A 22,798-nucleotide genomic window follows, 5' to 3' on the forward strand; every position below is an offset into this window, starting at 1 on the left:
GGAATCAGCGGAGCAACTTTCTCCCAAAAGGTATCGGAAACTTCCCAAGATTGAATCTTAGCCATAATCCCTCCAGGTTGTATTTAGCTAACTTGTCGGAATTATAACATATTATTTAGATAACACCCATTTTATTTACGGATAAGTTCTAAGTACCCTGGATTCCCCTCGCCTTGTACCGGACGTTTTTAATGCCGAATTCTGCTTACGGCCGGGTTCCTGTTCCAATAAAAAAGCCTTCTCTTGGTGTTTGAAGTCTGTAGCAGAAGACAAATACCTGTGATTTTGAGAAAAGGGGCCATTTGTAAAAAAAAGACCACCCCAAACAGGGCGGTTTTTTTTTTGTGTTATGAATCGATTTTTATTGCTTTAGGGCAGGTCTTTCTCCCGATGGCAGTAAAAACAACCATCCGTTACATTCCCGGTACCGTTATGTGCTGTCATGGTGTTGTATGGAAATCTCAGAGCATCAGGATATTGGGAGGCATGCGCTCTGTGACAGGAGAGACACATGACCTGGTCGCCAGCTTCAACTGTGGAGGGGTTTCCGGCGAGGGGCTTGGCGACAGGTACGGTAGGATTGTACGTGCTGCCGATTATTGCGGCGTACTCGCCATTGTTGGGGATATTCACATTGGAAGGATGCCTTAACCAGGGATTGTTTCCGGCAATATCATCTGTGTTAGGATCACCACCGTTAACCACGCCGAATATCGGATCAATTACGCCCTGGGCGTGAAAGGCGCCATGACAGCCGGCACAGAAGCGACCGATGCTCAGAGGATCGGTTAACGAAGGATCGGACCTGAGATAGAGGTTGTGATCCGTAGCGGTTTCATATTCCCAGTCGGGGTCTTCAATGCCCCGGACTTCGCCGATCGAGCCGCCCGGGTGACCACCGAGAAAGCGATAGGAGGTGTCGGCGCCGTTATGGTGACTGGTCCGAGTATGACATCCCCGGCAGCCGTTATAGATGGTCTGCGCGGTCGGACGTGAACTACCGACTGGGTCGGCTATGGCCAGGCTTTGATGGCAACTGCCTGAACAACCGACCACATCGCCGGGGGCCCAAGCCATGCCGTCGATTTCAGGGTCGGCAATTCCCTGCACGTTATGGCCGTAATTGTTTCCGGCAGCGCCGGTGGAGGTGAAATAAAAGTTTCCGCCGGCTAGCGGTGTGCCAGGATAACCCCCGGTGTTAAAAACGATGGGAACCAGGTTGCCCGAGCCGTTCATGTCAACTCTGGTGGAACCGGTAGTGGAGGAATGGCAGCCGATACAGTCGGATTTAAGCAGGGTTGCAATTGGTGAGGTACTCGTCCCGGAAGTAAGTGCGTTTGACCCGTCCCAGCCGGCCCCGGCGCCTGAGTGGGCCTGTTCTGCATCGTTCTGACTGTTGTGCATTGTATGACACAGCACACATGCACCCGAGACAGCCGCTAAGGCAACTGCGTTTCCGATGAAAAGAAAAAGAGCTGCAGCCGTGAGCGACAAAAAGGCTTTAGCTTTTGAATGATTAGTTTCCCCTGTTGGCATGATGAATGCCATCCCCCCCCACGCGTGTGCAAAATTTCAGTTATAAAATTTCTTTATAACCACTGTACATAATACAACAGAGAGAGGGGGAAAGTCAAGGCGCGATAATGAATTCGCGAAGATGTTGTTGTTGATTTTCCGTCATTTAAATGGAGCTTTTGTGTCAGTTGAAAGTTGCCTGATTCAAATCAATAAACTGTTGTAATTTCATCTTCTGATCATTTGAAAGAGGGCCGAACGCAACACTCCTTCTTTTGACGATCATCTTCTCATAGGCGATGTCGCTTCTTGTCTCGTAATCCGAAACAACACGGTAAGGAATGTTTTCGAGACGAAATTCCTCATCTTCACCGGAAACGATATCCAGAGTGTGGGATTCTTCCGGCCAATCTTTACGGTCTATATAGCGGAACGACAGCCCTCCCAAACCAATGTCAACGATGAGACCGGGTTTGGTTGAGTTCATGGTGTATGCACCACTCTTTACTTTAACTCGCTGGTGTTGCCTTCTCTCGGATTGAATGGATAACTCATGCATTGGCGCCTCTCCCTCGACAATGATTTTCTTGATCCTCCGATCAGATTAAAACGATTTGCCGCTAATTATACCTGTATTTACTCTGATTTCAACAAATTGTCACCGTCACTTCCTCCAACAGCCGATTCAGATGGCCGGGGCGGTGAATTGTCATCATCCAGGTTTTCTGTCGTCTGTTAACCCGACCCAGTTGCTGAATGGACAATAAGCCCTTTTTGGGCAAGTTTCAAAGACATGAAACCTGCCGTCCCATGCAGAACAGCGATGAGAAAAACTGATATTGGGACAATCCCGGGCAGTTTTAAATATGCCAGGGATATAAGAAGAAACCAGAAAGCAATATAGAGCAAGATTTCGGTGATTGCCAGAGATCTGTATCCGAGATAAATACTGCCGAGACCCGGCAACAGTATGGATCTTTTCCAGGCCTGAGCAGGATCTTTAAATAAGGATTTACAACCTGGACAGCTTGATGGCTGGCCGGTGATCGCAGTATAGCATGCAGGACAGAGATGCCATCTGGAGATACCATCAAAAATTCCTGAGGCCCCTTCTTTTTTTCTTTTGATGATCAGGTCTCTGATTTCTCGTGACAGGGAGGTGCGAACAGTGGTGAAATTCCACGAGTTTCCGTTTCTGGTCTGTACGATCAGAGAAGTGAAGAACATGCCGCGACTCAATCGTACAATCTCTTCGTAAAAGATCTGATAGAGATACCTGGTTGGCTTTTTCACCCTGCAATCCACATTGATGAAGAGCAACCGGAAATTTGTACAGACAATCGCATAATAATTTGTCGGCAGAGTGAGCAGTCCGTTTGCATAAGGGATTTCGGCTGGATAATAGGCGCTTCCCCTGGCAATGTTCAAAACATACTCGTTATTCAGCAGCAAGTTTTCTGTCAAGATCCTGCCGACTGCCTTCAGCAGTTTTACTTTAAATTTGTTGTTACTGTTCCGATACCGGCCTGTTCTGTTTTTTTTGAAAATATCTGCAAACCTGAATTTGTCGGGAGGGAGACTTTGTAAGTCGGGATATAAGGAAGTGATCTCTTCCGGATCAGTCAGGATATCAATGGGGTTTTCATTCTTGTCTGATTCCTCATGAGTACTTTCTGCGGATGCAGACTCGTTTGCTGAACAGGCTTCGTTTTGATGTTCAGGTAATTCCACACCGGAGTCGGTTGAGATGGTCTCCTGAACTGTCAAGGTGTCTGCGCCGGTAGATTCAGATGTTCCCGGAGAAATGATCATTCTGGTGCCGCATTTTTTACATTTTGCGGCAGATTTCTGTGCCGGGGCTATTCCGGTCGGTAACCGGTAGGGAGTAGCGCATTCTGGGCATACGATGGTCATGGCATATCAAACAAGCTGGGAGGAAGAGGTGACGCCAAGTGATTCGTAGATTTTAAGGGTCGCCTCGGAAGAATTCAATGTGTAAAAGTGAACGCCCTTCACATTATTGTCCAGCAGGTCTCGCACTTGTTCCGTTGCCCAATGGATGCCGACATTTTCAACATAGTTATCATCCTGGGCCCTATCAATTGACTTTAGGAGCCTTGCCGGCAATCTGGCCCCACCGGCCAGTTCGGCCATTCTGATCATTCCGTGTTTTGTTGTAATCGGCATGATTCCAGCCAGAATGGGGACATTGATTCCGGCAAGCAGGCACCTTTCGCGGAAATCGTAAAAGTCCCTGTTCTCAAAAAAAAGCTGGGTGACTATGTAATCAGCTCCGGCATCGACTTTTTCCTTGAGAAATTCTATCTCTTTGAGTCGGTTCGGCGTTTCAGGATGTCCTTCGGGAAACCCGGCAACGCCGATGCACATTCCCGGAAAATTCTTTTTGATAAATCCGACCAGTTCTGCGGCATATTTGAAACCATCCGGGGTTTCCTGCCAACCGGTCTGTCCCTTGGGGGGGTCACCGCGCAAGGCCAGAATGTTGCTGATTCCGGAAGCCGAGTAATTTTCAAGGATGGATTTCATCTCGTTTCTGGTTGAACCGACGCAGGTAAGATGTGATACCGCAGTCAGATCGGTTTCCTTGTTAATCCTGACAACCAGATCATGGGTGTTGTCCCTGGTGGACCCGCCTGCACCATAGGTGACGCTGACATAGGAAGGCTTCAGCGGCATCAGGTCTTTGATATGAAAAAAAAGGGCGTTCCAGCTTTCCTCGGTTTTAGGGGGGAAGAACTCGAAACTGAATGATGTTTTCTCTTTTTCCAGGATATCTTTAACAAGCATCTGTTTCTTCCATTAAAAATGATTTGTACCACCGGTTTCGTTTATCAATCGACGATAGTAACTTCCAGAGCGATCAATATCAAGATGATCTTGAATTTGGCAGAGAATATCGTTAAGGGGGAAGCAGGATGTTCAGGGTGAAACTTCCTTGGTCAGAGGACTGAAAACAGTAAACGGCAGGGAGAGAGTGTTTGTTATCAGATTGAACAACCCTTTCCCGATTGCCCCGGGAGGCAGAAGAGTGACTGCCGGATCGTGGAGATTCCCTTTTATTCCTACCGGTATTGATATCAGGGCGTTGTCTGCTCCGCCGGCGATCTTGCCGATCAAAGGAATATTGGTGACAATTGCATCAACTGTTTTGAGTGGCGCCACCATCATGGTCAAGTCAGCCTGGTGTGAGCCCAGATCATATTCTCCCTGGGTGAAGAGATTCAACCCCGAACCCTTCAAGACACCTTTTTCAATGAAAACCTTATTGTCCCTGATGAAACTTTTGATGTCGAATCTGGAGTAGGTGAACCCCTCGTTGGCCATATCAGGCAAGGTGTTTTTCTGAAAAAGATCGGTAAGATTTATGATGCTGAAAGCCTTTGAGAGAAAACCCAAACGTTTGATAAAACCGTTTTCTGAATATATGTTTGCCTCCCCGCCAGTCCAGATACCGTGAGTTCCGCTGACGTTGATATCGGCATGAAACGACCCCTCAATGAGATCCTGTTGTATCCCGAAACATGGCAGGGTCTCCTGCAGGAGTGGCGGGGAGGCACTGTCGGTGTAGATATTGAAAGAGTTGTCTCCCAGGGACGGCGTGGAATGAAATGTTCCGGAAATATCAAGACCGCATACCTTTGAAGATCTGACATTCAGTGAGTAGTTGCTTTCGGGATGGAGGGTAACGAATCCCTGGAACGGGGAGACAATATATCTGTTCCCCGGTTGTTTTGCCGTGTTCTGGTCAGGCGGGGGGGCAGATTCAAAACGGTCTATCTGGAAATTAATTCTGCCGGTGGTCTGAACAGGGGGGGAATCGGTTTGTTTATCACTGTCCTCACCTAGAGACTTTCCGACGCTCTCCAGCACTTCGCCAATGGCCTCTTTGTTGATTTTTTTTGACCTGAGAGCAAGGGCCAGATCCAGCAGGTTGTCTGAGATCCCAACCGTCCCGGATATCTCGAAATCATTTTCTCCTGTCGCAAACAGAGATGGCCTGATGGTTATATTCAGGTCATCAGTTGATGCAATGTCCAATTTTTTAAGTGTGAACCCCCTGGAATCGCTTTTGTCAGGTTTTTTGTATTCACTTGTCCGGAGCCAGCCGTTGAAAGGGCTTGTTTTTCCTGTAAAGGGCAGGAGAAGAGAAAAATCTCCTTCAAGGTGTTCTGCCCTCAGAAGGTTATAAGGCAGGAGCTTTCTGACTGTTGAAGAACTGACGAAACCCTGCCATTTCAGTTTGAAACGGTTGCTGTCGTCTTTGAAATATTCAAGGTTCAGTTTGCCGATTTCTGTTTTGGATGAAAATACCAGTTCGTTGATAACAAATCTGTCTGTATTATCGACAAGATCAATTCTGACCGTTGGTGAATCACCAACACCAAGTCCGGCGGCGATTGTTCCGGTGAGCGATACTTCATCACGGGCCCAGTTTATTTTCAGGTCTTTCAGGGTACACGGCAATTTCGGGAAATACTTTTCAGGGAACAGTTTTTTGCTTTTCAGCCACTCTGCAGATGTTTCCCGGATCGTCCCGTTGAATTTCAACCAGCCATGCAAGTCGGTAAGCCTGGTATGAGTCAATTCTCCGGATACGGTTATCGGTTGCTCGATAAACCAGATTTTTGAGTTTTCAATGCCGATCGTTTTCTCAGTGATTTTCAGTTGCAGATTTTCCGCAAATATCGGGTGGGGAAGCAGGTTGCTTGCCCACCTGGACCCGCTGCTTGAAAGGAGACAGGAATATGACCATGATGCCGGATCGGAAAATTTTCCTTTCACGGTTGTACTTGTCAAGTTCAACGGACCTTCAATATTTTCCAGTTTGTCCGCAACAGACACGGGGATGATTGCCTTGCGTTTGAGTTCTCTGAGGAGGGGAGTGCTGTCTATTGATGATTCCAGTGATTTCACCGAGAACGAAATATCCTTGCTCCAGTCCACATTGCCCGAGAATCTCTGAATCAGATGGGGGCCGATACTGCCCCTGGCGTTCATCCAGGAAACTTTGTGCGGTTCCACTTTCAGTTGCCCGCCATTGAGAAGAATCGGCCAGGGAAGATGGCTGTTTTTAGTTTTGACATTCATCGAGTCAACCAGGACGTTGACCTGAAGGTTATCCAGCGTGTCGCCGATCTTGAGATGCCCTTTCGCCCATCCATTCGAATTGACAAAACGGCCTGTTTCTTTTCTGAACTGATCATGGTCGACAAGATCGATTAAGACTTTCGGCAGATCAGAAACATCAGCCTTGATATCGAGATCAAGTTTAAAGGCCTCCGTTTTGCCGGTGAGATCAAGCAGTAACGAACCGTTATTGCCCATACTCTTCCCGAGTTGCGCGGTGAGTCCGGCACCGGTCAGAAATCCATTCTTGATTTCAATAGGCCCGCTGGCATCTGTCAGGTGCAGGTTTGTCATGGGAGGCAGAACTATTACTCCATCGGCGTCGGCCTTTATTGTCATATTCTCTATATGATCGAATCCTTTGAGGGGAGCCTTGAAATAATATGAGGCGGTTTTTGCTCTGCCTCCGAGAACAATTTCACATACTGTCCGGGCAATATGATTGTCACCCCAGAGAGTCAGGATCGTTTTTCTGATGGAGGTCAGATCAAGATCCCTGCCGGCCAGATCGATCAACCAGAGAGGACTTTCATCATTTAGTGAACTGTCCGGATCAACATTTTCATGCAGCCTGGCGATTCTGCCGGAGAGAGTCAGCTCGGGGGTTTTAAGCTGCAGTTCGTCTATATCGATCTGGAGATTCTCTTCGTTTTTTTCGATCCGGAAACGAGCAGTTCCGCAATTGAGGAACAGTGAGTCGATGTCCGAAGGAGAGGCGAAACACGGGAAATCCCCGTCGGCTTCTACAATATAACGGTTGAACCCGTTTCCTTCGAGATGCCCGCGCAGGTTCAGCATTGAACGGAACGGAACCAGCCTGCCGTCGAGAAGCGCAGGGATGATTTTCTGCACATCTAGGCCGGCCAGTTCGTAGTCAATCCGGTATCCGGCGTCCGTTCGACTGTAGAAGCCCTGGATGTCAAGAATATTACAGAGAGAGGAGCTGCCGGAATATCCGAAGTCGATCCTGTCCCCTGAAAAGGCAAGAGTTGCCTCAATCCCGGATATGACAACGGGGGGAGCCTGAGTGACCCCGGGCGGGAGAATTCTGCCGGGAAAAGTCAGTTGCCCGTTAATTATTTGTATTGACCCGGTGGTGAAAGGGTTTGAGGAATGTTGAAAGCTCAGCAAGTCCGGGTTGTTGATTTCAAGAAGAGGGGAAAAAAGAGATATTTTCCCAAATTCAATTTTCCCGCGAATCAGCGACTTCCAGGAAGGGAAAATGCGTGTTTCGGGCAGATGTATACTCACCCCTTCCTTGTTGATCGATGTGTCGTAGAGAGCCGCATGGGGCAGGGGGAGCCATCGCCAATGAAAACGCTCTGTATCTAGGGCCCACCCGGTTTCGACCGAGATGCGGTTTACAGCCTTGTCTTTTATCGATTTGATTTTCAGAAGTTGCGGGGAGAAACAGAGAAGCCCGACAAATACCAGTACAATAAAAATGACAGGGACGGTTTTTTTCATTTTATTAATATGATCTGGCAATGGCAGGGGCTGGTGGTAGCAATGAGGTCTCCAGGATGAATGTGGCTCAATTCGGGCGGAAGTTCCGCTCTGTTGCGCAGCAAGAGATGTGTGACACTGAGTTTTCTGTAAGCATTGGTTTTATGGTCCGACAGTCACATGTTTCCTATGAGAACCTCATCTGAAAATCAACAAAGATATTATCATGGAGGCAGATATTCACCAACTTTATTGTTTATAGCAGTGGAACATCCGCCTGAAGATTGGTGATTTCAGGAAGATATCCATATTTATCCTGCGGCTGGACTGTGCATCCTGTCTCTGTCTGATAATAAGCTGAAGGTGACGGCTCTGGTCCGGTTTTTTTTTTACAGAAATTCAGATATGGTCAAAAAAAGCGATTTAAGCCGGAAAAACAGCGTTGATTGTTTAATAAAGTCTTGTCCCCGTCTGGAAATTGCCTTAATCTCCTTTGTTCCTGAATATCCCGGTCAAAAGTTTGAAAATAGTTGAGGCGTTGGAAATGAAGAAAGTCAGAGTTGGAGTGATTGGTGTAGGCTATCTTGGGAAATTTCATGCCCAGAAGTATGCCGCCATGGATCATGTCGAATTATGCGGTGTTTCCGATGTGGATCCGAAGATGGCGGAATCGGTTGCCCTCGCCAACAACACCAGGCCTTTTACGGACTACAGATCTCTGCTCAAAGAGGTTGATGCAGTCAGCGTTGTTGTCCCGACCAGTCTGCACCACCGGATCGGCAAAGAATGTCTGGAGGCAGGGGTTGATGTGATGCTTGAAAAGCCGATGACCACCACAGTTGCCGAGGCCGATGAGCTGATCAGCATCGCTTCCGAACGGGGCCGGATTCTTCAGGTCGGTCATCTTGAAAGATTCAACCCGGCAGTCCTTGCCATGGAAGAGTATCTGACAAAACCTTTATTTATCGAATCGCACCGTATCCACATGTTTAAAAACCGGGCGCTTGATGTGGACGTGGTCCTTGATCTGATGATCCATGATATTGATATCATTATGAATATTGTTGATTCTCCGATCCAGACCATCCATACCGTCGGCTTGCCGGTTGTCACCCAGACGACCGATATTGCCAATGCCAGGTTGATTTTTGAAAACGGCTGTACTGCAAATGTGACCGTCAGCCGCATCTCCAGGGATAACATCAGAAGGCTGAGAGTGTTTCAACCGCATTCTTTTATTTCGGTTGATTACGGAAAAAAAGAACTGACGGTGATCAAGCAACTTCCGGAACTTGACAGTGAAGGGATGCCAAGGCGCGAGGTTTTTAATTCATGTTACGTTGAAAAAGATGCTCTTGAAATGGAACTGCGGGATTTTGTCGACAATGTGAGCTCCAGAACCAAACCCAGAGTTTCTGGCATAGAGGGAAAAATGGCATTGAAGATTGCCACGGAAATCATCAGTCAGATCAACGCGCATCTCGCTTCGCACAAGGACCATTTCGGTCTCTGATCGGTTCGGGCGGATTTAATGGCGGATAAAAAGATAATGATCGTTGCCGGGGAGGCCTCCGGTGACATGCATGGGGCCAATCTGATCAAAGCCATGCGGAATGTGGCCCCTGATCTTGATGTTACCGGGATGGGAGGTGCTGCCCTTGTCTCTCAGGGAATGAAGTCTCTCTATGATGCCTCCAGGGTCTCCGTTGTCGGGCTTTTTGAGGTTTTTAACCATCTGGCTGATATCAGAGAGGCTTTGCGTATTCTGGAGAACTGGATGGTGCAGGAAAAACCGGCGCTCCTGATCCTGATTGATTTCCCGGATTTCAATATGATGCTGGCCAAAAGGGCCAAGGCGGCAGGAATTCCTGTTTTCTATTATATCAGTCCCCAGGTCTGGGCATGGCGGAGCGGCAGGGTCAGAAAAATAAAACGTCTGGTTGATCGTCTGGCGGTGATTCTGCCTTTCGAGAAAAAATTCTATCAGGAATGGGGGATGGACGTGGATTTTGTCGGACATCCGCTTCTTGATACGGTGAAACCGGAGAAGAATCGCCGGGAATTGCTTGCATCTCTGAATATTGATCCGGAAAATCCGGGGCACGTTGTCGGGCTGCTGCCGGGAAGCCGGCGTAAAGAGGTCCAGGCCATGCTCCCTCTTTTCCTGGAAGGTGCCAGACTCCTTGAAAAAGAAATCGGCAAGACAACATTTTTGATACCGGCGGCTGAAGCACTTGAGGATTCCGTATTTGCCCAATGCGGATTATCCGATTGCGGCCTGGATATCAGGATCTCCCGTGATGACAGGTATGGTCTGATGTCGGCATGTGACGCTGTTCTCGCCGCATCAGGAACGGTGACTCTTGAGCTGGCTATCCTGAAGGTGCCCATGGTGGTCTCCTACCGTGTCTCGCCGATCTCCTATTTCCTTGGCAGAAAGCTGATCAAAGTGGAATTTGCTTCACTGGTGAATCTGGTGGCGGGCAGGAAGGTCGTTCCCGAGCTGTTGCAGCATGATGCGGTCCCTGAAAAAATATGTTCCGAGCTGCTTGCCACAATTTGCGACCAGGAGTTGCGGGCGGAGATGCTTGCCGGTCTTGAAAAGGTGGTCGCCGATCTTGGTGGCCCCGGAGCGTCACACCGGGCGGCAGAGATTGCTTTCGAGACCGCGGGATTTAAATAGAGAACGGATAATTCCCTTGCGGGACTGATATCTTGTTGACAATGTCGGACGAGGATATAGTATTTAACGATAATTCCTGATGGAGTATTTTTTTTGATGCGATTCGTGTTGTTCAGTTTGCCCGGGGTATCTAATGCGTAAAATCCTGCCACTGTTTATGCTGGCATATTTTCTCTTCCTCCCTGCCGATCTCCATGCGGTTCTCCCGGAATTCATGCTCAAAAAACTGGGGACCTTGAGTGGCGATATTCATGTTGACGGCCAGCCAGTCCCCAATGCCATTATCTCATTTTTTTCAAGCAAGAACGGTCCCCCTCCGGTGGAAGGGGCGATGCGCCGGGTTCCGGAGTTTTTAACCAGAACTGATGGAAACGGCAGATTTAAGACCAGGCTCCATAATGGTGAGTATTATATAGGCATTCTGATAAGAACGCCCGATGCCGGCTCCGGACCTCCAAGGGGTGATGAAAAATTCTTTTTTGCCGGGACTGGCAAGGAGTCATTGCGGACTTTCAGCATTGACCAGGGGCGTGATATTGATGTTGGAATTATTAATGGGTTTTCCCCGGACAAATTTATCCGCAGGGCAGATTTTTTCACCGTGAACGGCATTGTAAGAGATGAGAATGGCGCGCCTTTTCCCGGGGTGATCGTTCTCGGTAAATCGCAGCTCAACATTCCCCGCCCCGGCTTTATTTCAGAGAGAACCGGGGAGGATGGTTTCTATAACCTGAAACTCCCCGCCGGGGGTGTTTATTTTCTGGTTTCCAGAGAAACTATTGCCGGCGGCAGGCCCCACCCCGGAAATTACGTCGGTACTTATGGGATAAAGTCATCCACCGGTCTGGCAACGCCCTCAATATTCAGCGCCGGGAGCCCGCCTCCGGGGGTTTTGGCTGATGATACCGGCGGCAGAGCTTTGACCGTTAGTGGGACCAGCGGAGAAGTTGTCAGTGGCGCCGATATTTTCATGTACCGTGTTCCTGATCCGGAGGCGATCAAATCATCCATCCAGGGAACGACCGGCGCTCCGCAATTTGAAAAAGGAACATCTCTGAACAATATCCTTTTCTCTTCGGGGAGTTCGGTTCTTGATGAAAGTTCATTCAGTGAACTTGAACGCTGGGTTTCTTTCCTGAAGGGCAGGGATGATCTGGCGATTGAATTGAGCGGTTACACGGACAATGTCGGCAGTCTGCAAATCAACAAAGATCTTTCCGGTGAAAGGGCCAGAGCGGTTGCCAACTTTCTAGCGGAAAAAGGAGTGATGTCCCAGCGGGTGACAACTGTTGGGCATGGCGCTGATCATCCTGTCGCCTCGAACGATACAGAAGAAGGGCGGAAACAGAATCGCAGGGTTGAGATCAAGTTTGTCAGCAAACAGGATTCTGTAGCTGTAAGGGAATACTGATCGTCTCCGGGGCAAACGCTGCATCTTCCGAGCAATGTTCTGTTCTCTGTTAGAGGTAAATCAGTTAAAGGAATTAATGATCTTGATATTCAAACGATTCGCCATCCCTTTTCTTTTTCAGGCCTTGTTTTTTGCTGTGCCTGTGCAGGGAGAGGTCCTTTCCGTTGATACCTCCTGGCAGGGGGTGGTCGAGCTGCGGGAAGATGTGGTTGTTCCTCCGGGGATCACCTTGAGGGTCGCTCCGGGAACCATCATCAGGGTTCATCCGTCGGAAGGGACCCGGATTGATCCTGAATATCTTTCTCATCAGACGGAGATCCTGGTCCGGGGCAGCTTGCAAGCGGAAGGGACGGCTGACCGGAGAATCCGATTTACAAACACCGATGAAACAAAGGTCGATCGCTGGGCCGGACTGATCGTTGATGATGGCGGCAAGGTCTCGCTGAAGAACTGTATTCTGGAAAATGGAGAAGCCGGTCTGACTGTCATGGACGGCGAGGCGGACATTTCGGACTCCGGAATTACCAATAACCGTTACGGGATTGTTGCCTATGGCCCGAAATCGACGCTGAAGATTGGTTCTTCAAGGATCAAAAATAATGAGTATGGTCTTTCCCTGTTCGATTCTCCGGGGCTTTTTCTGGCAAGCGGCGTCGAATTCAAGGACAACAGCAAACAGGATCGATTTTCCGGGAATGCCTCTGCAGTTGCCTTTGCCGGGAGGTCTTATGAGGCGGGGGATATCCCGGTAACCGCGGTGTACCGCGATGAGGCGCTGACTTCTTATACCGAGTGGCGGGGGAGAGTCCGGGTGGAAGGCCAGTTGCGCCTGCCGCCGGACAGTCGTCTGATCATCATGCCGGGTACCGTTGTCGAGTTCACTAAAAGAGATACCAATAATGACGGTATTGGTGAAAATGGCATTCAGATTCAGGGGATGATTGTCGCCAAGGGGACTCCCGACCAGCCGATAATTTTTCGCTCCGGAGAAAAGGTGCGAAGGATGGGTGACTGGGATTCAATCAACATCCTGGGCGGTGATCAGGCCCAGAATATCCTTGAATACTGCCGGATCGAAGATGCCTATCGCGCGGTGCATTTTCACTTCTCGAATGTTGCGGTTCACAATTCCGTACTGAAAAACAACTATCGTGGCGCCCAGTTCCAGGAATCAGTGGTCTCGATTATCGGCACCCAGTTCTACGGCAACAAGAGCGGGATTCAGGCCCGGGACTCGGATCTGATTTTCAGGGACAATGAGATCATCGGCAATATGAACGGGGCCAATTTCTTCAGGCTGAATCTTCAGGCTTCGGGCAATGTCTTTGCGAATAATTCATGGGACGGTCTCAGGGTTCGTGAAGGAACCTCGCTGGTCACCGGCAATCTTTCCGCCGGTAACCGGGTGGGGTTGATCATTGCCGATACGGTATACGGTGAATTCTCAGCGAATGTGGTGAGCGGCAATCTGGAGTCGGGATTTCTGGTCAGGAATTCCGACAACCTCATCCTGCGAAGCAATGCGGTTATCAGAAACGGGGTGAACGGGATCAGTGTCAGGGATACCCGGGCGGAGATCAGCGAAAATCTTATCGCCGACAACACTGAACGGGGTGTCGGGATCACCTCTTTCACCGGGACGATTGCCCGCAACAATATTGTCGATAACGGCATCTATGCCATCGGTCTTGAAGGTGGAGACCGGATTTCTGCCGAAGGCAACTGGTGGGGGAACAGCGATCTCGACAAGGAAATTTTCGATGTCCATGATGACCCCGCTCTGGGGGAGGTCGTTTATGAACCCCGACTGGAAAAACCTGTCACTTTCAAATGGCCTCTTAATGAAGTGAGGGTCGACACCTCTTTTTCAGGCATCGTACATATTGACCGGATGATGACTGTCGCCAAAGACAGGGTTCTGTCTGTAAAGCCGGGGAGCACTCTGGTGTTCACCGATGATGAGGCCGGAATACTGGTCGATGGCGGCATATTCAAGGCGGTCGGCACTCCCGGAAAGAGAATCCTTTTTACTTCCCAAACCAAAGATGGTCCTTCCGACTGGCTTGGGATCAGGCTTGAGCGCGCCACAGGGAGCAGCATCGAAAACTGTGATTTCGAATATGCCGAGTGGGGGCTTCATGTCCATTTCGTGGCAATCGACATCACCGGTTGCAGTTTTACCAACAATGATATCGGGATCAAATTCCGGAGCGGCCCGGTGAACTTGAGCCGGTCAAAATTTATCCATAACCGGATCGGCATCAGGTCTTTTCTTGGCAGGATGAATCTCTTTGAAAATGAAATCGTTGAAAACGAGATCGGGATTTTTGTCCGGGAAGGTGGTTCAGGGATGAAGATCTACCATAACAACATCCATAAAAATGAGCGCTACGACATGCGGATGGGTGATTTCAACAAAGAGGATGTTCAGGCCGGAAGCAACTGGTGGGGTGGAGAAAACCCTCTTGACCGGATCTTTGACGGCAGACAGGAACCTGGCATCGGCAAGGTTGTTTTTGAACCTGTTCTTGACCACCCTCTGGACCTTCCGGGACTGTGATTGCTATGGTAAAATTTCTGGTTAAGTTCTCGTTGTCATTGGTTTTGGTTTCAGGATTCATGTTTCCTTTCGATCGTGTTTCGGTCGCTTCGGCAACCACCTTTGTCCTGAAAGGAAGGATTTCCGATCTTGCCGATCGCCCGGTGGAAGGCGCCGAGGTGTATGTTTTTGATTCCGGCAATGTAAAAAGGCCCGCTGACTTTATTTCAAACCGGACCGCCCGGGATGGTCTTTACCGGGTTGAACTGCCGGACGGAAAATACTGGCTGATCGCCATCGACAGAAAAGGGGGTGGAAAATTCGGCCCTCTCGGCAAAGACGATCGCCATTCCGGCGAGCCTGTTGAAATATCTTCTGCCGGAATGAAAGAATATGCTGCTGACTTTACGGTCCTTGATCTGCGTGAGGCCGCGAGAAGAAACCAGAAGAAAAACGACGAGCTGATCAAGATCTCCGGACGGGTGCTTGATGGCGCAGGGAAACCTGTCTCCATGGCTTATGTTCTGGCCGACAGAAACAGAAATGTCGGTGGTTTACCGCACTTCCTCTCTTTGTGGACGGATCAGGATGGTCGTTACACCATCTATGTTCCGCCCGGAGTCCTGTTTGTTGGAGTAGAGAAGAAGTTCCCGCCTGAAGAAGGTCGACCGCTTTCCAGAGAAGTGAATTTTGACAAAGATACGACGAATGTGGATCTTGAGTTTGTTGACCCTTAGACAGCTTGTGATTATTTTATTGCTGTTGAGTTGCTGAGGGGAAGATGACTCTTGCGTGAAACGCAAAAATCCATTGCTAGTTGTAATATTCTTGCCGCGGCGCTTGCTGACGATGTGTTTTATTGAAGTAATTCCATTTGGATGCAGATTTGCTGACCACTGAAGAAGATATAAAAAATCAGGATTCATGCCGGATATCTCCCGAAGAAAGCGGAGACGAACAATCGTTCCCGGACCTGAAAAATCTCGATGGACTCGACAAGGGCTCCCTGCTGGCCGTTGTGCTGCTGGTTTGTGCTCTGGTTGTCGTGCTCCTGCTCCCGGCAAGTGAAGAGCTGTCGTCCTCACCTCGGAACAGACGCTCCGGTTCTCAGGTAGTGACGGTCAGTGCCGAAGCATTGAACAGGATCGCTGTCGCCAGGAAACTTGTCACCAATAATACTCTCGACCAGGCGGAAGAGATTCTTGCCGGTCTGATGAAGGAAATGCCTTATGAAGGTGCGCCATATATGTTGATGGGTGATATTCTGGTCCGCAGGGACCAGCCGATCCAGGCCATGCTCCAATACCGGAAAGGTGTTGATTTAAATCCTGACTTTCTTGATAAAAAGATGACCGATGTGTTCCAGGGAAAGAAAATCAAACTGCTCTTAAACGAAGTCAAAATCGCCATCGATGCGGAGGTCGAAAGCGGTACGGTTGACCGGGAAACAATCTCCATGCATAAAGATGTTCTCTATTATATGCTCCGAAAAATAGCCGGCAGCTGCGGCTGATCCTGGATACAGAGGAGGTACGGCAATGCATAAAGGATGGTTTGTGCTGATGGGGGCGGCGATCGGGGTTGGCGCCTTGACCCTTTCATATTACGGCAATCCGGCAAACACCGGTCTTTGTGTCTCCTGTTTCATGGAAAATACCGCAGGGGCTCTCGGGCTTCATGACAATATCCGAATGCAGTATCTGCGCCCAGAACTGATCGGTTTTGTCCTCGGCGCCTTTATGCTCTCCCTGTATCGCAAGGAATTCGTGCCCTCAGGCGGCAGCTCCCCGCTCATCCGCTTTCTGATCGGTTTTTTTCTGATCATCGGCTGCACCATCTTTATCGGCTGCCCGGTCAAGATGGTATTGCGGCTTACTTCCGGTGACCTGGGAGCGCTGATCGGTCTGGTCGGCCTGATCGCAGGAATTTATATCGGCCTTGAGTTTGTCGAGAACGGTTTTCAGCTGGGCGAGCCGTCGCCTCAACCCCGCAGCAACAGTCTGATTATTCCGCTCTTTATGGCCTTTCTGCTGGTGCTGCTGATCATCGAACCGTCGTTTGTCTACAAAAGCGCCAAGGGTTCCGGAGCCTTGCGGGCGCCGATGCTGCTCTCCCTCGGGATCGGTCTCGTGATCGGGGGGCTTGCCCAGTACACCCAATTCTGTATCACCGGCGGCATCGCCAGGATTTTCCTCTGGGGCCCAAGAGAGGTGTTGAATTGTCCGCGGTCCACAGGATTGCTGATCAGTCTTGGCTCTTTCTTTGTTTTTGCGACCGTAGCGAGTATATTGACCGGCCAGTTCAATCCTGGTCTGCAGGGCCAGCCGAGTTCGAATGACAGTTATGGCTGGGCCTTTCTGGGGATGATGATGGTCGGCTTCGGCTCGATCCTGATCAGAGGGTGTCCGATGCGGCAGCTTATTGCTTCAGCCCAGGGGGATAACGATGCCGGCGCCGCGGTCATGGGCATGTTTGCCGGAGCGGCGATGGCCCAGAACTGGGGGCTGGCCGGAACTCCTGCCGGAACGCCGGTGGCAGGGCAGGTTGCGGTTCTCACCGGGCTTCTCCTGATGATCGTCATCGGCATGATGAACCGGAGAAGGGGGTATGGGATTGCCCGTGAATACCAGGTCGGGCTCGACTGATCCACTCCAGATGTTTCAATCCCATATAATCGCGATTATATTGAAGGAAATGTGGTCGAAGGATGAGAGTATCATCCTGTCGAAGAGCTTTTAGCTGAAATAAAGTGGTAATCACAAACATTTTTCAGGTAAGGATTTCCAGATGAAAAATAGTCTGCGCGTGTTCTCGGTTGTATCAACTCTTTTGCTGCTTCTCTCTTCAGGTGGCTGCAGCCGCCAGGAGAGTGTGGAAATCAGGATGGGCACCCTGGAGAAAGACACCACCTGGAGCGGTCAGGTGACCGTCACCGGGGATGTTTATGTCCCGCCGGGAGTCACTCTTACGGTTTTGCCCGGCACCATCGTCAGATTCAAACGGATCGAGGAGAACATGGACAACAATCTGTACGGACTTGATTCACCGTACTATCCGGTTGCCGAGATCATCATCCGGGGGAAACTTCTGGCGGTTGGAACTCCTGATAAAAACATCGTGTTCACCTCGGCCGAGCTTGAACCGCAGCCCGCCGACTGGGGGGCGATCAATTTCCTCGGCAGCGAAGGCAATGTCGTGAAGTACACGAAACTTTTCCATGCCTATAACGGGATCCATGCCCATGGTTCTTCCGTTGAAATTTCCGACTGCGAATTCGTCAAGAACGGCGTCGGAGTGAGTTTTAAAGTAGAAGAAGAGACACAAGGGGTCCCCTGGTTCGGAAAAAGATCGACGGTGTCGATCACCAGAAGCCTGTTTGCCAAAAACAAGGGCGGTATCGGTCTCCGGAGCTCCGACGCCGAAATCACCCATAACGAGATCATCGACAACAAGTTCTTCGGGGTCTGGCCCAAGGAAAACTGCAAGGGCGTGATCAGCTACAATGAAATAACCGGCAACAAGAAGGGTGTCTATCTCTACCAGGCCCAGGGAATCAATATCGAATTCAATAATATCTATGACAACAAGGATTACAACATCGCCGTTGCCGAAGCCCAGGATTTTCCGGTGGAAGCCCGGAACAACTGGTTCGGTTCGAAAAACCGGCAGAAAATAGATGAACTGATCTTTGACAAACAGGACGACGCGGATCTGGGCGAGATCTTTATCGATCCTGTTCTCGACAAACCGGTCGACTGGAAAGCAGGCAAATAATGAACAGCAATGAACAGAAGTTGACCTGGCTCGCCGGGTTTTCCCATTTTATCACCCATGGCTACATGAGTCTTCTCCCTGCAGTCCTGGTGATGATCACCGCGGAACATTCAATGAGTTTTACCGATATCGGCATTATCGCCAATATCGGCTATTTCCTCTACGGGTTGGGAGCGATCCCGGCCGGGTACCTTTCCGACAAGTTCGGCTCCAAAAGGGTCCTGACCTTCGGGGTTGGCGGGATGGCTCTTTCTTCGTTGCTGGTCGGGGTGTCCCAGGGCATTTGGGGGTTTGCGGTCTGCTACGCCTTTCTGGGTGCATTTGCCAGCATTCACCATCCGGCCGGGCTTTCCCTGATCGCGAGAAGGGTGGAGTCGGCCAAGGGCAAGGCCCTTGGTATTCACGGTGTTCTCGGCAATGTCGGCATCTTTCTGACCCCTCTGGTGGCGGTGCTAGGGATCAAGTTCTTTCACACCTGGCGGGCGGCCTACGTCCTGTATGGTCTTGTCGGCATCCTGTTTGCGGTGATGATGTACCTGTCCCGGGTGGATGACGAGCCCGATCTCCACTGGCGTTCGTTTTTCAGGTGGGGCGGCGCTTTACGTGACCCTGTGGACGATGAGGTTGCAGTGCCCGGATCAGCAACCGGCCAGGCTGCTCCGGCAAAAGGTGGGGCGGATCTGCCGGGCGCAATGCTTATTCTTCCTGTTTCCCTGCTTCTTCTTTACTGCGGGAGTATTCTTTCCGGGTTTATTTTCCGCGGTTCCCTCACTTTCATGCCGTCGCTCCTCCAGCAGGAAGTGCACTTTATCACCAGCAGTGATGAACCGGTTGTGCTTGCCGGAACGGTGACGACGGTTGTTCTCTCCCTCGGCCTGATCGGCGCCTGGTTCGGCGGCTGGATCAACGACAAAATCAAAAGGCCGGAATTTTTCCCGATCATCCTTTTTGCCATCGTGGCGCCGCTCCTTTATATGGTCAGCAGCATGACCGACAACGGTCTCTTGTCATCCATTTCCCTGTTCAGCCTTTTCTATTACGCCTGGCAGCCTTCCCATAACTATCTGATTTCCAGATATACCAAGAAAGCCTCCCACGGCATGGGGTTCGGGGTGAATTTTTTCCTGATCTTCGGGGTCGGCTCGATTGCCACCGCGATCGGCGGCTATGTTGCCGATGATTTCGGGGTCGACCGCTTTTACCTGGTGATGGCGGTCATCGCCGTTGCGGCCCTTGCCGCAGCCATCGGCGTGTATCTGGTGAAACCTTATCTGATCAAGGGTTCCCTGCATCTGGTGCGGGAGAACAACAACGCCCGGTAAACGATGACGGAGAGATCCGGATTCCCGCCGGTTGTCGGAAAAAAGCCGGAGTCATTGATCCTGGGCAGCATGCCCGGCGAAGAATCCCTCCGGCAGGGTGAATACTACGCCCACAAACGCAACTCGTTCTGGACGATTCTCTGTCGACTTCTGGGGTGTGATCCAGCCAATCTTGATTATGAAGGCAGAACAAAACTCCTGGAACACAACCATCTCGCCTTATGGGATGTGCTGAAAAGCTGCAGAAGGGCAGGGAGTCTTGATTCTTCAATCGAAACCGAAACCATCATCGTCAATGACTTCAACTCCCTTTATCAGCAGTACCCGAGCATCAGGACCGTGTTTTTCAACGGAACCCGGGCCGAGCAGGAGTACCGGAAAAGGGTTCTGCCGTTTTTAAAAGATGAAGGTGCCCGCATGAAACTGATCCGGCTGCCGTCGACCAGCCCGGCCATGGCCATGATGAAGGTAGAGGAGAAGATTGAAAAATGGTCATTGATTCTCAAGTATTCGAACTGTTTTCGAAACCCCATAAACTCGGTGGACACGTGAAAAAAATTATCGCTCTTTTGCTGCTCGCCTCTCTTCTTCACTGGCCCGTCATGGCTCCGGCGGATGAATGCATGGATGGAGACTGCGAGAATGGAACCGGCACCGGCTTTACCGAAGAAGGCTTGATCTATAAAGGTGAATGGAAAAACGGTATGCCCCACGGATCCGGCAAGCTCACCATCTCAAAGGACAAAGCAATTGAAGGCCGCTGGGAAAACGGCAAGCTGGTGGATGATCAAAAAGAGAAGTGAAATTCCGGCTGTCACCACTCTCAAGGTTCCCGTCATTCCGGCGAAACAAAACGAAAATGACAAGTTGTTCCCGGAGTTCTTGCCTCGTTGTTTCTGTATTCATAAACGGTATAAAAAAAATGGTCGGGCAGTTGTTCTCCCATGTCGCCATGGTTATGGTGATTTTTACCGGGAGTACCGGGAGATAGGCTGGCGTTCCGCCGTCTTTCCCCTTTATTTTGCTGTGCACGATGTGGTATAATACCCTGTTTTCAATAATTAAAACCGTATGGGGGGGGTATGAATATTCTAGGTCGGTTTCTGTCTAGAGCGTTTTCCTTTTTCGTTCTATCTTTTTTGCTCATATCCTGTGGCAGCGGCGGGGGAGGCGGCGGTGAAGCTCCGCCCGCTGACCCGCCGGTTGATCCTCCGGCCACCTCTCAATTGAGTACTGTTGGTCCTTTATATCCTCTTAATGGTGCCGACTGGAATGATTATGTGGTTGGCGCCGACATTTCTTCCGCTTCAGATACCGCCTGTGTTGCAGGGACTCCACCATGTATCCACGGGGGAGAGGTCCGGAGCATGGAAGTAACAGGCCGGTCAAGCTGTTCCGGCCTGACGGCGAGTGATAATCTGGAGGTCTTTGAATGGATGTGTCAAGTAAGCGGGCCTAGTACAATCCGGTTTGTTTCGACCGGTTTCAAACAGGGGAAAGGACTAAGCAACCTGATCGATTTTACGGGGAGTGGCTCCCTCCGGCAAAACGCCCTGACCGTGCTGGATGGTGCGACCCAGATTGCTCATTCCCTCCCGGCGGTCTGGTGGAGCAATCCTGTGCTGGTTAATAATGACGGCAGTAATTTGTCCTCCCCCGGCACAATTTATATTGTTACTCAGGATGCCAATGCTAAATACACCATCAATGCTGACAGGGTTGCGTTAGTCACAAAACCAAATTTGGTGACTATTAAGGATACAATTCCTAGTACAGCAGACCCGAATGTTTCAGCCAATGGCTTCAATTTTTTATGGTTGGAGGTAAAAGCAGATGCTACAGCTACTCCTCCCGGGCTACTAGGAGTAACGGGAGGAATTTCTTTGACTTCAACCAGACATTCGGTCTTGCACAATGTTGTTGCAGATAATTCTGCTGGCTTGGGTGTGAGTCTTGTGAGTGCTTCATATAACCGCCTGAACAATATCTCCGTTAGCGGTAATGTCAGTTCTGGGGTGTCTCTAAACAATTCCTCAAACAACACACTGAGTGATATTGTTACCGGAGGAAACGGCAATTCAGAGATCACTCTCAATAATTCCTCAAATGACAATATTCTAATCGGGGTGACCGCCAGTGGGAATAATTCCGTAACCGGTGTCAAACTGGATGGTTCTCGGAATAATTATCTGAGCAATGTAACAGTCAGTGGAAACAATCACGGTATCGAGCTGGATACATCTACAAACAATTATTTTGGCAATGTGCTTGCCAGTCGTAATACAAAAAACACGAGTATCGGTTTGTATATGTACAATGCCTCAAGTGACAACTTCATCAATAATCTCACCGCCACCGAAGACAGTAATTACGGTATTCGGCTGGAAGGGGGCTCAAGCGGTAATACCTTTGACGGGCTGTTGCAGGTTGGGCTCAATACTGCTGGTAATTGTTCAGTTGTTGACACGAGTGGAGATCTAGACAGCAGCTGTGCCGGTTCCGTTGCAAGTTCTACAACCATCTCCGATCCAATCTCGTTTGTTGATGCTGCCGGAGGTGATTATGCACTTAAAACCGACGATCAGGTAGTTTTTAATAAATTCACTGCTTTGCCGACAGGAGATGATGTGCTGACGGATGCATGGTTCACGGCCCCTCCCAAGCTCATGAACGCTGTTGAGATAAGTGGTGACGGAATCGGTAATGACAATCTGTTCTGTGAATCGAATGAGACCTGTCTGTTCACTCCGAACATGGGTTCTTACCAGGGGCACGGCAATCTGATTTCGGCCGGCACATTCACCGGTGGGACAATAACCGGGGTGACCTTGTTGAAATATCAGACCAACGGCAATTAACCCTGATCTGATCCGGCATTAATCAAAAACAAACAACAACGGCCACCTTCGGGATTCCTGAAGGTGGCCGTTGTTGTTTAGATATATGACTTGCAACAATCA

17 protein-coding genes are annotated in these 22,798 nt (G+C 49.9%); 12 read left to right on the forward strand and 5 right to left on the reverse strand.

Annotated features, from left to right (window positions below; all coding sequences use genetic code 11):
- Positions 1-369: 369 nt before the first annotated feature.
- The 5 genes from KKG35_12930 to KKG35_12950 all read right to left on the reverse strand — a co-directional run bounded on the left by KKG35_12930 (position 370) and on the right by KKG35_12950 (position 8,130).
- Positions 370-1,404: a hypothetical protein gene (locus tag KKG35_12930; protein MBU1739029.1), complete on the reverse strand. Its 1,035-nt coding sequence runs from the start codon at positions 1,402-1,404 to the stop codon at positions 370-372.
- Positions 1,405-1,699: 295 nt separating this feature from the next.
- Positions 1,700-2,002, reverse strand: coding sequence for a hypothetical protein (locus tag KKG35_12935; GenBank protein MBU1739030.1), 303 nt, complete (start codon positions 2,000-2,002; stop codon positions 1,700-1,702).
- Positions 2,003-2,250: 248 nt separating this feature from the next.
- Positions 2,251-3,429, reverse strand: coding sequence for a zinc-ribbon domain-containing protein (locus KKG35_12940; GenBank protein MBU1739031.1), 1,179 nt, complete (start codon positions 3,427-3,429; stop codon positions 2,251-2,253).
- Between the two features lie 6 nt (positions 3,430-3,435).
- A complete protein-coding gene (gene metF / locus KKG35_12945; protein ID MBU1739032.1) occupies positions 3,436-4,323 on the reverse strand; it encodes a methylenetetrahydrofolate reductase [NAD(P)H] in 888 nt (295 codons plus the stop codon).
- Positions 4,324-4,455: 132 nt separating this feature from the next.
- Entirely contained in the window at positions 4,456-8,130 is a 3,675-nt protein-coding gene (locus tag KKG35_12950; protein ID MBU1739033.1) for an AsmA-like C-terminal domain-containing protein, read from the reverse strand.
- Positions 8,131-8,653: 523 nt separating this feature from the next.
- On the opposite strand from KKG35_12950, the gene KKG35_12955 reads away from it, so the two are divergent.
- The 12 genes from KKG35_12955 (at position 8,654) to KKG35_13010 (ending at position 22,696) form a co-directional block, all read left to right on the forward strand.
- Positions 8,654-9,622 (forward strand): Gfo/Idh/MocA family oxidoreductase, encoded by a 969-nt coding sequence (locus KKG35_12955; GenBank protein ID MBU1739034.1) that lies wholly within the window; start codon positions 8,654-8,656, stop codon positions 9,620-9,622.
- Positions 9,623-9,640: 18 nt separating this feature from the next.
- Positions 9,641-10,792 (forward strand): lipid-A-disaccharide synthase, encoded by a 1,152-nt coding sequence (gene lpxB, locus KKG35_12960; GenBank protein MBU1739035.1) that lies wholly within the window; start codon positions 9,641-9,643, stop codon positions 10,790-10,792.
- A 133-nt stretch (positions 10,793-10,925) separates the two neighbouring features.
- Positions 10,926-12,203 (forward strand): OmpA family protein, encoded by a 1,278-nt coding sequence (locus KKG35_12965; GenBank protein ID MBU1739036.1) that lies wholly within the window; start codon positions 10,926-10,928, stop codon positions 12,201-12,203.
- Between the two features lie 76 nt (positions 12,204-12,279).
- On the forward strand, positions 12,280-14,763 hold the full coding sequence (locus KKG35_12970) for a right-handed parallel beta-helix repeat-containing protein (protein ID MBU1739037.1): 2,484 nt from the start codon (positions 12,280-12,282) through the stop codon (positions 14,761-14,763).
- Between the two features lie 59 nt (positions 14,764-14,822).
- Complete coding sequence (locus KKG35_12975) at positions 14,823-15,479, forward strand: carboxypeptidase-like regulatory domain-containing protein (GenBank protein ID MBU1739038.1); 657 nt, start codon at positions 14,823-14,825, stop codon at positions 15,477-15,479.
- A 137-nt stretch (positions 15,480-15,616) separates the two neighbouring features.
- Positions 15,617-16,255, forward strand: coding sequence for a hypothetical protein (locus KKG35_12980; protein ID MBU1739039.1), 639 nt, complete (start codon positions 15,617-15,619; stop codon positions 16,253-16,255).
- Positions 16,256-16,280: 25 nt separating this feature from the next.
- Positions 16,281-17,387 carry a YedE-related selenium metabolism membrane protein gene (locus KKG35_12985; protein MBU1739040.1) on the forward strand — a complete coding sequence of 369 codons (1,107 nt, stop codon included), beginning with the start codon at positions 16,281-16,283 and terminating at the stop codon, positions 17,385-17,387.
- Positions 17,388-17,529: 142 nt separating this feature from the next.
- Complete coding sequence (locus tag KKG35_12990; GenBank protein ID MBU1739041.1) at positions 17,530-18,516, forward strand: right-handed parallel beta-helix repeat-containing protein; 987 nt, start codon at positions 17,530-17,532, stop codon at positions 18,514-18,516.
- Entirely contained in the window at positions 18,516-19,838 is a 1,323-nt protein-coding gene (locus KKG35_12995; GenBank protein MBU1739042.1) for an MFS transporter, read from the forward strand. The genes KKG35_12990 and KKG35_12995 overlap by 1 nt, the downstream gene beginning before the upstream one ends.
- A 3-nt stretch (positions 19,839-19,841) precedes the next feature.
- On the forward strand, positions 19,842-20,390 hold the full coding sequence (locus tag KKG35_13000; GenBank protein MBU1739043.1) for a DNA-deoxyinosine glycosylase: 549 nt from the start codon (positions 19,842-19,844) through the stop codon (positions 20,388-20,390).
- Positions 20,387-20,641 carry a hypothetical protein gene (locus tag KKG35_13005; protein ID MBU1739044.1) on the forward strand — a complete coding sequence of 85 codons (255 nt, stop codon included), beginning with the start codon at positions 20,387-20,389 and terminating at the stop codon, positions 20,639-20,641. The genes KKG35_13000 and KKG35_13005 overlap by 4 nt, the downstream gene beginning before the upstream one ends.
- Before the next feature lie 279 nt (positions 20,642-20,920).
- Positions 20,921-22,696, forward strand: coding sequence for a right-handed parallel beta-helix repeat-containing protein (locus tag KKG35_13010; GenBank protein ID MBU1739045.1), 1,776 nt, complete (start codon positions 20,921-20,923; stop codon positions 22,694-22,696).
- Positions 22,697-22,798 lie beyond the last annotated feature (102 nt).

The organism is Pseudomonadota bacterium, assembly GCA_018823285.1.
GTDB lineage: Bacteria > Desulfobacterota > Desulfobulbia > Desulfobulbales > JAGXFP01 > JAHJIQ01.

What these genes read in the sequence shown, in the direction of transcription:
- KKG35_13010 (MBU1739045.1), top strand. Translation starts at nt 20,921, where the DNA reads ATGAATATTCTAGGTCGGTTTCTGTCTAGAGCGTTTTCCTTTTTCGTT.
- KKG35_12985 (MBU1739040.1), top strand. Translation starts at nt 16,281, where the DNA reads ATGCATAAAGGATGGTTTGTGCTGATGGGGGCGGCGATCGGGGTTGGC.
- KKG35_12990 (MBU1739041.1), top strand. Translation starts at nt 17,530, where the DNA reads ATGAAAAATAGTCTGCGCGTGTTCTCGGTTGTATCAACTCTTTTGCTG.
- KKG35_12950 (MBU1739033.1), bottom strand. Translation starts at nt 8,130, where the DNA reads ATGAAAAAAACCGTCCCTGTCATTTTTATTGTACTGGTATTTGTCGGG.
- KKG35_12935 (MBU1739030.1), bottom strand. Translation starts at nt 2,002, where the DNA reads ATGAACTCAACCAAACCCGGTCTCATCGTTGACATTGGTTTGGGAGGG.
- lpxB (MBU1739035.1), top strand. Translation starts at nt 9,641, where the DNA reads ATGGCGGATAAAAAGATAATGATCGTTGCCGGGGAGGCCTCCGGTGAC.
- metF (MBU1739032.1), bottom strand. Translation starts at nt 4,323, where the DNA reads ATGCTTGTTAAAGATATCCTGGAAAAAGAGAAAACATCATTCAGTTTC.
- KKG35_12995 (MBU1739042.1), top strand. Translation starts at nt 18,516, where the DNA reads ATGAACAGCAATGAACAGAAGTTGACCTGGCTCGCCGGGTTTTCCCAT.
- KKG35_12975 (MBU1739038.1), top strand. Translation starts at nt 14,823, where the DNA reads ATGTTTCCTTTCGATCGTGTTTCGGTCGCTTCGGCAACCACCTTTGTC.
- KKG35_13000 (MBU1739043.1), top strand. Translation starts at nt 19,842, where the DNA reads ATGACGGAGAGATCCGGATTCCCGCCGGTTGTCGGAAAAAAGCCGGAG.
- KKG35_12955 (MBU1739034.1), top strand. Translation starts at nt 8,654, where the DNA reads ATGAAGAAAGTCAGAGTTGGAGTGATTGGTGTAGGCTATCTTGGGAAA.
- KKG35_12940 (MBU1739031.1), bottom strand. Translation starts at nt 3,429, where the DNA reads ATGACCATCGTATGCCCAGAATGCGCTACTCCCTACCGGTTACCGACC.
- KKG35_12930 (MBU1739029.1), bottom strand. Translation starts at nt 1,404, where the DNA reads ATGCACAACAGTCAGAACGATGCAGAACAGGCCCACTCAGGCGCCGGG.
- KKG35_12965 (MBU1739036.1), top strand. Translation starts at nt 10,926, where the DNA reads ATGCGTAAAATCCTGCCACTGTTTATGCTGGCATATTTTCTCTTCCTC.
- KKG35_12970 (MBU1739037.1), top strand. Translation starts at nt 12,280, where the DNA reads ATGATCTTGATATTCAAACGATTCGCCATCCCTTTTCTTTTTCAGGCC.